At 64.6% G+C, this 13128-nt stretch carries 14 protein-coding genes; 9 read left to right on the top strand and 5 right to left on the bottom strand.

What is annotated here, in order from left to right; translation table 11 throughout:
• Positions 1-67: 67 nt before the first annotated feature.
• Positions 68-2914: an RNA polymerase-associated protein RapA gene (gene rapA / locus IAE34_RS24065; protein WP_200141461.1), complete on the bottom strand. Its 2847-nt coding sequence runs from the start codon at positions 2912-2914 to the stop codon at positions 68-70.
• Between the two features lie 114 nt (positions 2915-3028).
• Between rapA and IAE34_RS24060 the strand changes: the two genes are divergently transcribed.
• The 7 genes from IAE34_RS24060 to IAE34_RS24035 all read left to right on the top strand — a co-directional run bounded on the left by IAE34_RS24060 (position 3029) and on the right by IAE34_RS24035 (position 7889).
• Positions 3029-3727 (top strand): M949_RS01915 family surface polysaccharide biosynthesis protein, encoded by a 699-nt coding sequence (locus IAE34_RS24060; RefSeq protein WP_200141460.1) that lies wholly within the window; start codon positions 3029-3031, stop codon positions 3725-3727.
• A 110-nt stretch (positions 3728-3837) separates the two neighbouring features.
• Positions 3838-4176, top strand: coding sequence for an aspartate-semialdehyde dehydrogenase (locus IAE34_RS24055; protein WP_200141459.1), 339 nt, complete (start codon positions 3838-3840; stop codon positions 4174-4176).
• Between the two features lie 83 nt (positions 4177-4259).
• Complete coding sequence (locus IAE34_RS24050) at positions 4260-4421, top strand: hypothetical protein (RefSeq protein WP_200141458.1); 162 nt, start codon at positions 4260-4262, stop codon at positions 4419-4421.
• Between the two features lie 132 nt (positions 4422-4553).
• Positions 4554-4670, top strand: coding sequence for a cytochrome c oxidase subunit CcoM (gene ccoM / locus IAE34_RS24605; protein ID WP_325101016.1), 117 nt, complete (start codon positions 4554-4556; stop codon positions 4668-4670).
• Between the two features lie 156 nt (positions 4671-4826).
• The gene (locus IAE34_RS24045) at positions 4827-6815 is read left to right on the top strand and encodes an FUSC family protein (protein WP_200141457.1); all 1989 of its coding nucleotides are present in this window, start codon (positions 4827-4829) and stop codon (positions 6813-6815) included.
• Positions 6802-7008: a DUF1656 domain-containing protein gene (locus IAE34_RS24040; protein ID WP_200141456.1), complete on the top strand. Its 207-nt coding sequence runs from the start codon at positions 6802-6804 to the stop codon at positions 7006-7008. The genes IAE34_RS24045 and IAE34_RS24040 overlap by 14 nt, the downstream gene beginning before the upstream one ends.
• A gap of 11 nt (positions 7009-7019) precedes the next feature.
• On the top strand, positions 7020-7889 hold the full coding sequence (locus IAE34_RS24035; RefSeq protein ID WP_200141455.1) for an efflux RND transporter periplasmic adaptor subunit: 870 nt from the start codon (positions 7020-7022) through the stop codon (positions 7887-7889).
• On the opposite strand, the gene IAE34_RS24030 is transcribed toward IAE34_RS24035, so the two are convergent.
• Positions 7859-9112, bottom strand: coding sequence for a GAF domain-containing sensor histidine kinase (locus tag IAE34_RS24030; protein WP_200141454.1), 1254 nt, complete (start codon positions 9110-9112; stop codon positions 7859-7861). The genes IAE34_RS24035 and IAE34_RS24030 overlap by 31 nt on opposite strands.
• Before the next feature lie 199 nt (positions 9113-9311).
• Here IAE34_RS24030 and IAE34_RS24025 point away from each other — a divergent pair, with 199 nt between their 5' ends.
• Positions 9312-9632 carry a DUF2025 family protein gene (locus tag IAE34_RS24025; protein ID WP_200141453.1) on the top strand — a complete coding sequence of 107 codons (321 nt, stop codon included), beginning with the start codon at positions 9312-9314 and terminating at the stop codon, positions 9630-9632.
• 13 nt (positions 9633-9645) lie between these two features.
• Here the strand turns inward: IAE34_RS24025 and IAE34_RS24020 are convergent, their stop codons facing one another.
• Positions 9646-10719, bottom strand: coding sequence for a diguanylate cyclase (locus tag IAE34_RS24020; RefSeq protein WP_200141452.1), 1074 nt, complete (start codon positions 10717-10719; stop codon positions 9646-9648).
• Positions 10720-10876: 157 nt separating this feature from the next.
• Between IAE34_RS24020 and IAE34_RS24015 the strand changes: the two genes are divergently transcribed.
• Complete coding sequence (locus tag IAE34_RS24015; protein ID WP_200141451.1) at positions 10877-11896, top strand: MBL fold metallo-hydrolase; 1020 nt, start codon at positions 10877-10879, stop codon at positions 11894-11896.
• A gap of 3 nt (positions 11897-11899) precedes the next feature.
• Here the strand turns inward: IAE34_RS24015 and IAE34_RS24010 are convergent, their stop codons facing one another.
• Positions 11900-12793 carry a formate/nitrite transporter family protein gene (locus tag IAE34_RS24010; RefSeq protein ID WP_200141450.1) on the bottom strand — a complete coding sequence of 298 codons (894 nt, stop codon included), beginning with the start codon at positions 12791-12793 and terminating at the stop codon, positions 11900-11902.
• Between the two features lie 123 nt (positions 12794-12916).
• Positions 12917-13128 (bottom strand): hypothetical protein (locus tag IAE34_RS24450; RefSeq protein ID WP_442793261.1); only part of this gene is annotated, 212 nt, incomplete at its 5' end.

Raw genomic sequence — 13128 nt, 5'->3', positions numbered from 1 at the left:
CACCCCCCCCCCCCCCCCCCGGGCCCCCCCCCCGCCCCCCCCCCCGGGGGGGCCCCCCGGGGACGGCTCAGCCGGCAACCAGTACGCGGATCGCTTCCAGGCGCAGGGCTGCCTTTTCGAGCATCGCCAGCCCCTGTTCACGTTGTTTGCGCAGCGCCTCGATCTCGCTGTCACGCACGCTCGGGTTCACCGCCTTCAATGCGGTCAGGCGAGCCAGCTCCTCGTCGGCTTCGGCAGCCAGGCGGCGCTGTGCCTCGGTCACGCGCTCGTCGTGGACCGGCAGGACCTTGGCCTCGCCGGCCGCGATGCGCTGGGCCAGTACATCGCGCTGGGCCTGGATGAACTTGTTGGCGCTGGCTTTCGGCACGCTTTCGAGCTGGTCGTTGAGGGTCTCGAAAGCGACCCGTGACGCCAGGTCGTTGCCATTGGCATCGAGCAGGCAGCGCAGCGCCGCAGAGGGCAGGTAGCGACCCAGCTGCAGGCTGCGCGGCGCCACCACTTCGCTGACGTAAAGCAGCTCGAGCAACACCGTGCCCGGCTTGAGCGCCTTGTTCTTGATCAGCGCCACGGCCGTGTTGCCCATCGAACCGGACAGCACCAGGTCCATGCCACCCTGGACCATGGGGTGCTCCCAGGTCAGGAACTGCATGTCTTCGCGCGAAAGGGCCTGGCCCCGATCGTAGGTGATGGTCACGCCCTCGTCGTCGCCGAGCGGGAAGCTGGCGTCGAGCATCTTCTCACTGGGCTTGAGCACCAGGGCGTTCTCGGAATGGTCTTCGCTGTCGATGCCGAACGCATCGAACAGGGTTTCCATGTAGATCGGCAGGGCGAACTGATCGTCCTGCTCCAGAATCGCCTCGACCAGCGCTTCGCCTTCGCCAGCACCGCCCGAGTTGAGTTCCAGCAGGCGGTCACGACCGGTGTGCAACTCGGCTTCCAGGCGCAGGCGTTCGGCACCGGCGTCGCTGACCAGCGCTTTCCAGCTGCTGGCGTCGCTGTCTGCCAGCAGTGCCAGCAGGCGTGGGCCGAAACGGTGCTGCAAGGCATTGCCGGTGGGGCAGGTATTGAGGAAGGCGTTCAGGCCTTCGTGGTACCACTGGAAGAGCCGCTCCTGTGGGCTGTCCTGCAGATACGGCACATGCAACTCGATGGTGTGCAGCTGGCCGATTCGATCCAGGCGGCCAATGCGCTGCTCCAGCAGGTCGGGGTGGGCGGGCAGGTCGAACATCACCAGGTGATGGGCGAACTGGAAGTTGCGACCCTCGCTGCCGATTTCCGAACAGATGAGCACCTGTGCGCCGAATTCTTCGTCGGCGAAATAGGCCGCTGCCCGGTCGCGCTCCAGAATGCTCATGCCTTCGTGGAACACCGTGGCCGGAATACCCGAGCGCACCCGCAGGGCGTCTTCCAGGTCCATGGCGGTTTCGGCATGGGCACAGATCACCAGGACCTTGGTGCGCTTGAGCATCTTGAGGGTATCGATGAGCCAGTCGACCCGCGGATCGAAACGCCACCAGCGATCGTCTTCGGTAGCGTCGCCCTGGGCCTGGAACGCCACTTCCGGGTACAGCTCGGCTCGCTCGCCGGCCGGTAGTTCGGCGTACTGCGCGGGGTTGGCCAGCGGGTAGGGGTGCAGGTGGCGCTCGGGGAAGCCCTGAATCGCCGCGCGGGTGTTGCGAAACAGCACGCGGCCCGTGCCATGGCGATCCAGCAGTTCACGGATCAGCCGCGCGCTGGCCTGGGCATCGCCATCGGCCACAGCGCCGAGCAAGGCTTCACCTTCGGCGCCGAGGAAATTGTGAATGGTCGTGTGGGCCTTGGCCGACAGGCGGCCCTGGTCCAGCAGCTCCTGGACGGCCTCGGCCACCGGCCGGTAATGCTCGCTCTCGGCGCGGAACGCGGCGAGGTCGTGGAAACGGTTGGGGTCGAGCAGGCGCAGGCGGGCAAAGTGGCTGTCCTGGCCCAACTGTTCGGGGGTGGCGGTGAGCAGCAGCACGCCGGGGATGACTTCGGCGAGCTGTTCGACCAGCGCGTACTCGGCGCTGGCCTGCTCTTCATGCCACACCAGGTGATGGGCTTCATCGACCACCATGAGGTCCCAGCCGGCGGCGAACAACGCATCCTGGGCCTTTTCGTCATCGACCAGCCACTCCAGGGCCACCAGTGCCAGTTGAGCGTCCTCGAACGGATTGCTGGCGTCGCTCTCGATGAATCTGTCGGCATCGAACAGCGCCACCTGCAGGTTGAAGCGCCGACGCATCTCCACCAGCCATTGGTGCTGGAGGTTTTCCGGCACCAGGATCAACACGCGATTGGCGCGGCCGGTCAGCAGTTGGCGATGGATCACCAGGCCGGCCTCGATGGTCTTGCCCAGGCCCACTTCATCTGCCAGCAGTACGCGCGGGGCGATCCGATCGGCCACCTCGCGGGCGATGTGCAACTGGTGAGCGATCGGCTGGGCCCGGCAGCCGCCCAGGCCCCAGAGCGGGGAGAGCAGCTGCTTGCTGTTGTGCTGCAAGGTGTTGTAGCGCAGGGAGAACCAGGACAGAGGATCGATCTGCCCGGCGAACAGGCGGTCGCTGGCCAGGCGGAACTGAATGAAGTTGGACAACTGCGTTTCGGGCAGGGTGCATGCCTGGTTCTGGCCGTCCAGGCCATGGTAGACCAGCAGGCCGTCGACGTCCTCGACCTCGCGCACGGTCAGCTTCCAGCCATCGAAATGGGTGATCTGGTCACCCGGCGAGAAGCGCACGCGGGTCAGCGGTGCGTTGCGCAAGGCGTACTGACGGGTATCGCCCGTGGCCGGATAGAGCACGGTCAACAGGCGGCCATCCTGCGCCAGGATGGTTCCCAGGCCGAGCTCCGCTTCGCTGTCGCTGATCCAGCGTTGCCCCGGTTGATACTGCTGCGCCATACTGCCGAACTCCCGCGATGAAAAAACGCCCTATCTTAACGGATAGGCCGAGCGGACCAAAGCGTTCAGCCACTTCATCGACGATTACCGCTGCCCAAGAGAGCCCTGCGCCACATGCCTGCCACGCACCGCTGGTCGAACCTGTCCCTGGTCCTGGGCTGCCTGGCCCTGCTCGCTGCGTGCGAGCAGAAGAAGAGCTTCGAAGTCCTCGGCCCGCTGCCGGCCGAGCAGCTCCGTGCCCTGGACGTACAGTCGCCGCTCAAGAGCGTGCATTTTCGTGACCATGATGGCGAAGGCCTGTTGGTGCTGAGCCGTTTCGATGGGCAGGCCGTCGAGCCCGGCAGCGAGCAGGAAGTGGACCAGGTGGTGCTCAAGGCCACGTTGTATGGCCGTGCGCACGAGAGCGATGCATTCACGTCGCGTTGGCAGATCGACCAGCAGACCCGCTGTCCGGGCCTGGACCTGGATGTCGACTTCTATACCGACGTCAGCGATGTCACCGACCTCGACGGCAACGGCGTCGCCGAGGTCACCGTGGCCAGCCACGCGTTCTGCGGCGGTGGCATCGACCCACACGACATTCACATCGAGATGCACCAGGGTGACGAGGTCTACAGCATCCGTGGCCAGTCGTTGATCAGCCCGGCGGGCGAGGAGCCGATCGGCGGCGAGCGTGAGGACAGCGCTTCGCTCAAGCAGGCGCCGCCCGTGCTGCGTGAGCACCTGGATGCGGTCTGGCAGCAGGTCTACAAGCGCCCCTGGAGCGACGTTGCTGCGCCCACGGACGACGACCCTGACGACGAATCCGAATAAGCGCGGTCTATACTCCAGGCCTGATCCTGTGACGGGTCGCACAAACCGCAGGGCCCGTATTCAAGGCGTTCCTCGGCTGGCCGATACAGGCTGTACAGGAGAATCGACCCATGCTGCCGCCTATCATCCCTCTCAGTGCCGCACCCGTGACCTCTCAACAGGACCCGGTCAAGCCGACCCCGGACATTCCCCCGGTGGTACCGGCCCAGCCCGCCTCCAGTGACGGCACCATCGACCTGCGCCATCAGCGCGATCCCCAGGAGCAGGCCTACCTGCTGCGCGAGGAACAGCGTCGCCAGCAGCAGCGCCGCGATCAGCGTCGACAGGACGATCAGGCCGACCTCTACAGCGCCATGCCAGGCGACGAACTCAATGCCGACAACACCGTCCCGGTGGCGCCGCTGGGCGAGCGTCCCCGCCAGGGGCTGCTGGTCGACATCGAGATCTGAATCCGCGCCAGCGCAGGCTCCTACCTTGAAACCCCGCGCTTGCGAGCCCATCATGGAGCCCTAGTCGCAAGCCGAGCCAGCCCATGAGTCAAGACAACCTGATCGATTTCGGCGCCGAGCGCGCCAAGCGCATTCATGATCTCAACGACAAGCGTCTGGACGACATGCGCCAGGCCTTCGAGCACGCCATGCCGCTGACGCCAGCCCGCAAGAAGAAGGGCAAGAGCAAGCCCAAGAAGCGCTGAACACTGATGCAGGTCAACCCTGCGCCCCTCCTGTGCCCGGTCCCGGGCCCCATTGACCTCGGTCAATTTTCCTTCCCGCTGTTTTGGTTACCTTGGCCACATCGGACACGGCAACGGACCAGGGAGGCCCACATGTTCTTCGACAACGTAGTGATCGCCGGCGTGGTGACAGTCGGATTGATGGTGGCGTTCTTTGCCGGTCTGGGCCTTTTCATCTGGAAGGATGCGAACAAGCGCAAGCAGCGCTGATCCTCCCAGCCATCGAGCACGCAAGGCATTTAGGGCGACTTCGGTCGCCTATTTTTTTGTCGGGCGTAAAGATGATTAGCTAGCTAATTACTTGTTTTCACTTTATCCTCGTGCCGTTGTCTATTGTTCTTCCATCAGTTCGGCAAGGTTCGCTTCGTGCCTTTCACTTTCCAGGCCCTGTTCGCTCCCACCCACCTCGCGCTGAAGTTCGCCGTCAAGACCCTGCTCGGTGGCGGACTGGCGCTGTGGTTGGCCATGCGCTGGGGACTGGAGCAGCCTGCCTGGGCGCTGATGACGGCGTTCATCGTCGCTCAGCCGCTGTCGGGCATGGTCGTGCAGAAAGGCCTGGCGCGGCTCGCCGGCACCGTGGTGGGCACTTTCATGTCAGTGGTGTTCATCGGCCTGTTCGCGCAGACACCCTGGCTGTTCCTGCTGGCCCTGGCGCTGTGGCTGGCGCTGTGTACCGCAGCCTCCACCCAACTGCGCAGCGCCTGGGCCTATGCCTTCGTGCTGGCGGGCTATACCGTGGCGATCATCGCCTTGCCCTCGATCGGTCATCCTCTGCAGGTATTCGATCAGGCGGTGGCGCGCTGCACGGAAATCAGCCTGGGTATCGTCTGCGCCACGGCCAGCAGCGCGCTGCTGTGGCCGCTGCGTGTCGAGCGGCAGCTCGGTGACCAGGCGCGCCAGGCATGGCAGAGCGGCCTGCAGACCGCCAGCGCCATGCTTGGTGGCCAAGAGCAGGCGCGCAAAGGTCTGCTGGACATCCTTGGGCGGGTGGTGGCTATCGATGCCCAGCGCGAACATGCCTGGTTCGAAGGCGCGCGGGGACGTCTGCGCGCCAGGGGAATACGCGGGCTCAGCCAGAAGCTGATGGTGATGCTGCGTCTGTCGCGCTCCGTGCGCCGTCAATGGCGGCAACTCGACGCTTCGCAGACCGCCCACCTGGCGCCCTGGCTGGAGGAAGTGCGTGGCCAGTTGGTGAGCCCGCAACAGGCCAGCCTGCTGCTGCTTCGCCAGCGCATCTGGGACGCCGCGCAGCACGAGGCGATCAGTCCGGCCGAACACTTTTGCCTGGCGCGTCTGGCCCTGCTGCTCGACGTGGCCATGGCGTGCAACCAGGCGCTGACGGACACCGAGCAGGGCCGTGCACCCAAGGATGTTCCCCAGGGGCTGGCGGTTCACCGTGACGTCACGATGGCCCTGCTGTTCGGCCTGCGCAGTGCGCTGGCGTTCTTGGCGATGAGCAGCTTCTGGCTGGCCACCGCCTGGCCGTCTGCGCCCGGTGGCCTGGTGCTCACCTGCGTGGTGTGCAGCCTGTTCGCCAGTCGCGAGAACGGCGCACAGATCGGCCTGAGCTTCCTGCGCGGCATTCTGCTGGCGATCCCCACAGCCTTCTTCATCGGCCAGATCCTGCTCCCCCAATGGAGCAGCTTCGCACTGTTGGCCTTGGGGCTGGGCGTGCCCCTGTTCTTCGGCGCGCTGGGCATGGCCCATCCCCGCACCGGACCGACGGCGACCGCGTTCTGCCTGCATTTCATCGTGCTGGTCGGGCCGCTCAATCTCATGCGTTACGATGTCGCGACCCTGTTCAATAGCGCCCTGGCCATGCTGGTCGGCGTCTCGGCGGCCGTGCTGGCGTTTCGTCTGGTGGTGCTGCGTCACCCCAAATGGCTGGGCCGCAGACTGCGCTCGGCGACCCAGAGCGATCTGGTCCGCCTGACCCACCGTGAACTGCGTGGCGCCGATACCTGGTTCGGCGGGCGTATGGCCGATCGCCTGATGCAGCTGGCTCGCCATGCCAACGAGCTGCCCGAGGCCGAACGCGAGCGCTGGGACGATGGTCTGTTGGGCTTGGACATCGGCGATGAACTGGTGCATCTGCGCATGTGCCTGGCGGTGGCCCAGGTGCCGCTGGCCGGGGCCGAGCGCGATTATCTGCGCCAACTCCAAGCAGTGCTGGCCAGTGGGCCCGCTCCGGGACGCGGCGGGCGCCTGGACGCGGCCAGCGAAGCGTTCATCCAGGTACTGCAGCGTCAACCGGCCAGCGACCCGCTGCGCCTGGCGGTCGGCGCCGTGGTGCAGTTGCGCATGAGCTGGCGGCAATGGTGTCGCTGGCAGGAGGATGTCCATGGGCTTGCGTGAATGGGCGCTGGGCGGTGTGCTGCTCAGCCCGTTTCTGATCTACGTGCTGATCGCGCTGGCGATCACCGCCGTGCTGCGTTTCGTCATCCAGGTGACGCCACTGGGGCGCTGGATCTGGCACGAAGCCTTGTTCGACGCCGCCTTGTTCGTCTGCGTGCTGTCGGTGCTGGTTCATCTGTTGGGACCTTTGTAAGGAGTCAATCCATGCGTGCAGCGGTACGTACCCTGGTCACCCTGTGCGTGGTGGCCCTCGCGGTGTTCGCCGGTTATCGGCTCTGGCAGTACTACATGCTCACGCCCTGGACTCGCGACGCGCGGGTCAGGGCCGATGTGGTGGTGATTGCCCCGGACGTGTCCGGCTGGGTGCGCGCGCTGAACGTGCGGGACAACCAGCATGTCGAGGCCGGCGACCTGCTGATGAGCATCGATCGCGAACGCTTCCAGGCCGCGTTCGACCAGGCCAGTGCCGTCGCCGAAACCCGTGCCCAGCAGGTGCGTCTGCGCGAGCGCGAGGCGGCCCGGCGCGTGGCCTTGGGTGCTGAGGCGATCAGTGCGGAGCTGCGCGAGAACGCCCAGATCAATGCCGCCATCGCCCGCGGCGAGCTGCACGAGGCCCAGGCCCAGTTGCAGGTGGCCAGGATCAATCTGGCTCGCAGCCAGGTTCGCGCGCCGCGCAGCGGGCACATCACCAACCTGCGCCTGGCCCAGGGCAACTATGTCAATGCCGGCCAGTCGGTGATGGCCTTGGTGGATGACGCCACCTTCTATGTACAGGCGTATTTCGAAGAAACCAAGCTGCCGAGGATCAAGGTGGGCGACTCTGTGAAGGTCTGGCTGATGGGGGCGGGCGAGCCGATGCACGGGCACGTGCAGAGCATCAGTCGGGGTATCACCGACAGCAACTCGACACCCGACGGGCAACTGCTACCGGAGGTGGAGCCTACCTTCAACTGGGTACGGCTGGCCCAGCGCATTCCCGTGCGTATTGCCCTCGATGCCCTGCCCGAAGGCGTGACCCTCAGTGCCGGGATGACGGCCAGCGTTCAGGTCCGGGAGGACGAGTCGTCTCGTTGAATGGCTTCGACAGGCTCAGGCGACTGCCCTGGAGCAGGCGCCTGGTTGCGGTTCAGCGGGAGACGGAAGCTGAACAGCGTGCCGTGCTCGGCACTCGACGTCACTTCCATCGAGCCGCCGTGGGCGAGGGCGATCTGGTTGGCGATGTACAATCCCAGGCCCAGGCCCTGCTGCGGCGTGTCCCCCAACTGCCGGGTGAAGGGCTGGAACAGTTGCCCCAGTGCCTGAGGGGCTATCGGCGTGCCGGTGTTGTGCACGCTCAGCACGAAGGTCGCGTCCTCGATACCCGCCTGCACGCAGACCAGCCCGTGCGGATCGCCATGCTCCAGGGCATTGGCGATGAGGTTCGAGAGCAGTTGGGTGACGCGCTCGCGGTCGCAGCGTAGTCCGCCAATCGCTCCGATGTGCAACTCGATCTGCCGCTGCGGGTGCACGCGTTGCAGTTCCGAGGCGACATGGCTCAGGGCCTGGGCAAGGTCCGGGCAGGCCTGGATGGTCAATGGGATGCCTGCTCCCAGGCGACCGCGGGCAAAATCCAGCACGTCACGCACCAGGTGCGAGGCGCGCCGGCCGCACGTCAGGATGTGACGGGCGATGGCCCGGCTTTTCTCGTCGTCCAGGCGCTGGGCCAGCAACTCGGCCCCGGCCGTGATGGCGAACAGGGGATTGCGCAGGTCGTGCCCCAGAACGGCGATGAACTGTTCGCGAACCTCGGCCATGGCGCGTTCTTCGCGCAGGGCGAGTTCGGTCCGCTGAACGCTTTCCTCGCTTTCGATCTGGATCGACAGCAGCCGCGCGAACGATTCCATCATCGGCTCGATGGCCGTGCCCTTCAGGCGGGCAGGGCGCGGATCCAGGGCGCAGATGGTGCCGAAGAAACTGCCGTCGGCTCTGATGACCGGTACCGAAATGTAGCTCTCGAAGCGATACTTGCGCCGGGTCGGGTGGTTGCAGTAGACGATGTCTTCGCTGGCCTTGTCGATGACGATGGTCTGGTGGGTGCTGTGGATTTCGTGGCAGAGCGTGGTGGCCACGTCCAGCTCGCCGCCGATCTTCATGCCGAAACCCAGGGTGTCGAGCACTGCGCAGGCCGTCCAGTTGTGGTCGGTCACTCGCGCGACTGCGGCGAAGCGCAGCCCACTGGTTTCGCAGATCACCTGGAGAATCGCGGGCACGGCGTTGATCCGGGCAATGGTGGCAAGGTCGGAAGTGACGTCGGTCATAGCGCTTCGCAGGTTCCTCGGCGATGGTCTTGCAGGGTGGCGACACTCAGTCTAGCGCGCCTTGCGGCGCTCGATGGAAAAGCTTGGCGCTCAGGGTTGGGGTTACGTTAGGCTGAGCAGGCAATCATCCGCGCGTCGCCCGTCAGAGGCAACCGCCAGCCAGCGTGCGTTTCTTCCCATTCTTTTGCGAGGTAACGTCATGGCCATCTCATCCCAGGACATCTGCAGGGCTGCCGACCAGCTCAAGGGCTTCGTCGGCTTCCATGGCAAGCGCGGCACTCACATCGTAAGGTTCAGCGAGGACGCCTTCGGCATGGACGTCGCCGACGACAGCATCGTCCCCTGCAGCGAGTTCGTCTGGCGGGCCGGCAGTGAGCAACGCATGGCCCTGTGCCGCGAGCGTCTGGGCCTTCTGCTGGCGCAGCATGTGGACGATCGGCTGAACATCGGCGAGCCCTTGCGCGTCTACCTGCGCCGGGCCGACCTGCCCGAGATCGTCGCCGAGCGCCGCCTGCGCTGAACCCAGCTGCGGGTCATGCGAGCTTGAGGGGCGCCAGTTCGTAGCGATCGAAATTGACCTGGTTGCGCCCCTGGTGCTTGGCCGCGTAGAGCGCCCGGTCGGCATTCTCTAGCCAGTGTTCCGGGCTTGCGAGGTCATCATGGTAGGCCGACAGGCCGATGCTCAGGCTGATGCGCAGCTCGGGCAACTGGGGGTTGCGGTAGGCGCTGACCTGTTCGCGCAAGCGTTCCATGGCGATGGCGGCCTGGCATTCGTCGGTGTCTGGCAGGATCAGGCAGAACTCGTCGCCACCGTAGCGTCCGGCCAGGTCGTCCAGGCGCAGCAGGTGGCGCAACTCCAGGCTCAAGTGACGCAGCACGCAGTCGCCGACGACATGGCCGAACGTATCGTTGATGGTCTTGAAATGATCGATGTCGATCAGCGCGATCACCGCCGAGGCGTGCTGCTGGCGACAGATCTGGAACCTGAGCAGCAGCAGGTCTTTCCAGGAGCCATGATTGAGCAGGCCGGTCAGGCTGTCGGTGCGGCTCAAGGCACTGAGCCGGCCCTTGTGTTCGGCCAGCTTGATCGCCAGACGATAGCACACCCAGCCTAGCGCCACCGGGTAGAGGGTGAGCATCGGCAGGCAGGCGTAGACTTGCAGCGAGGTGGCCTGAAGCTGTAGTCCCGTGCCGAGCAGCAGTATCGCCACGGCCATCCCGGCCGCCTGCGCCAGGACCCCGCGCAGCAGCAGTCGCTTGCCGCCAGCCGACACGTTGTTCATGGTCATCATCGACAGGATGGTCACCGTCGGCAATGGATTGAAGTGGATGGCCGCCGCCCAGAATCCTCCCCCCAGGGAGTCCAGCAGCAAGTTACGCTGCTCCGCGCGGTAGGGGGTCGACGAACGAATGGCCCAGTGATAGGCCACATGCGGCCACACCAGTCCATTGAACAGCATCAGCAGCCAGACCCAGGAGGCGGGCTGCAGCGGCGCCATCGCCGCCATCACACTGAGCAGGCCGATGCCCATGCCCAGTATGCGCGGCAGGTAGATGCGCCTGACGAAGGAGAGTCCCTTGCCACTTCTGTTATCTATCATGTCCATGTTCTTTGTCGTTCAGGCGGCGTTTATCGCACAACTTGCATGAAGATTGTCGAACAATGACGCGCTCGGCAAACATGACCGTGCAAGCCAATTCACGGTTGTGGGGATCACCTTGGGGTAGGATGGTCATTCTGTTCCCTGGGAGGTAGCGGTAGACATGAGCGCGAACGATCCCTTGGCGGGCTCTGCGGCCCGGTTCAGCGATGGCCGTTTTCACAATCAGGCCGAGCTGCCGAAAGATGGCGTGGGCAAGAAGTTGCGCATTGGATTGAAGTACCTGTTTCGACGCAAGCCTGCCCACACCCGGCCGATTGCCATGCCGGCGCAGCAGGCCCTCGCGCCCGAGCAGGTGCTCGATGCGCCGGACCGCAGCCTGTGGCGGCTGGGGCATTCCACGGTGCTGCTCAAGTTGCGTGGGCGTTTCTTCCTCACCGACCCGGTGTTCGCCGAGCGTGCCTCGCCGGTGCAGTGGACCGGTCCACGACGCTTTCATCCCCCTCCACTGGCCCTTGACCAGTTGCCGCCCCTGGCGGCGGTGATTCTCTCCCATGACCACTACGATCATCTGGACGAATCAGCCATCCGCCATCTCGCACCGTCCACAGGCTGCTTTCTGACGCCCTTGGGTGTTGGCCAGCGTCTGGTCGACTGGGGTATACCACGATCTCAGGTGCAGGAACTGGATTGGTGGCAGGAGACCGAGGTCTGTTCGGTGCGTTTCATCGCTACGCCCGCCCAGCACTTTTCGGGACGCGGACTGTTCGACAGCAACAGTACGCTGTGGGCCTCGTGGGTGATCGTCGACGACGCACTGCGCGTGTTCTTCAGTGGCGATACGGGATATTTCGAGGGCTTTCGCGCGATTGGCGAGCGCCACGGCCCGTTCGATCTCACGCTGATGGAAACCGGTGCCTACAACCTGGCCTGGCCCAACGTGCACATGCAGCCCGAACAGAGCCTGCAGGCCCATCTGGACCTGCGGGGACGCTGGATGTTGCCTATCCACAACGGCACCTTCGATCTGGCGATGCACAGCTGGCAGGAGCCTTTCGAGCGTATCCAGGCCTTGGCGGCCACTGCCGGGGTCGCCTTGAGCACTCCTCGGATGGGCGAGCGGGTCAGCCTCGAGGCACCGCACCCCGGGCAGGCCTGGTGGCGGGACAGGCCACCAGGCTGAGTGTCAGCGCTGTCGACGCGCCTTGGCTTCTTCCTTGTCTTCGTCCTCGAGCAGCTTGGAGGGCGCCTTGCCACTGTCGCTGCGCACCTGGGCATGGCTGATCAAGGCAAAGATGAAGCTGCCGCCGATGATGTTGCCGGCCAGCGTGGGTAGGGCGAAATGCAACCAGAACGTGCTCCAGCTTTCCTCGCCTGCCCACACCAGGTAGGACACTTCTACAGAACCGACGACGATATGGGTGAAGTCCCCGAGCGCCATCAGATAGGTGATCATCAGAATGATCCAGATCTTGGCGTGTTCCATGGACGGGATCATCCACACCATGGTGGCGATCATCCAGCCAGAGACGATGCCCTTGGCGAACATCTGGCCAAGATCGTTGTGCATTACCTTGCGCCCGATTTCCAGAAATGCCATGTCGGTCTTGGTATCGAAGATCGGCAGCTCCAGCATGACCCAGGCCACCAGCAGGGTACCGGCCAGGTTGCCGAGCAGTACCACCGACCACAGCCGCAGCAGGCGACCGAAATTGCCCAGGGTCGGCGAGGTCATGACCGGGAGGACGGCGGTGATGGTGTTCTCGGTGAACAACTGTTGCCGGGCGAGGATGACCGCCAGGAATCCTGCGCTGTAACCGATGCTGGCGATCACCTGGCTGCTTTCACCGTCCGGCAGGCGTGAATAGAGCAAGCCCATGGCCATGAAGGACAGGCCCATGGTCAGCCCGGCTGCCAGCGCCGACCACCAGAGCGCGGCCAGGGTGCGCTCGAGTTCGTGATCGCCCTGGAAGCGGATGATTTCGTGCAGCACCGCCGGGCGGGGCGGCTGGTTATGACTGACTTCCTGTTCCTCGTCCGCCGACAGCCCGGGGGTTTTCTCGTTTTCAGACTCGCTCATGGTGAACCGCTCCAAGGTTGTCTTTCTACTGATCGACTGCGCCTGGATTAGTTGCCGCGGCCCGGGTGCACATGAAGAAAACTTTTTTGGATCAAGGTGTTGACTCGAATTTCAAAGCGCGTATTATTCGCCTCCTCGCAGCGATGCACGCAGCGAGGCAAGCGAAAGACGTTGAGGTTGCAGGCTTTCGAAAGAAAGCGCTTCGAAAGGAACTTCAAAATAAACGCTTGACACGAAGTAAGGCTGCTGTAAAATGCGCGGCCTCGGTTGAGACGAAACACTCCCAGCCAAACGCTCTTTAACAAATCGAATCAAGCAATTCGTGTGGGTGCTTG

Source organism: Pseudomonas sp. S30, assembly GCF_016518545.1.
GTDB lineage: Bacteria > Pseudomonadota > Gammaproteobacteria > Pseudomonadales > Pseudomonadaceae > Aquipseudomonas.
This window is presented reverse-complemented; position numbering and strand designations above follow the sequence as displayed.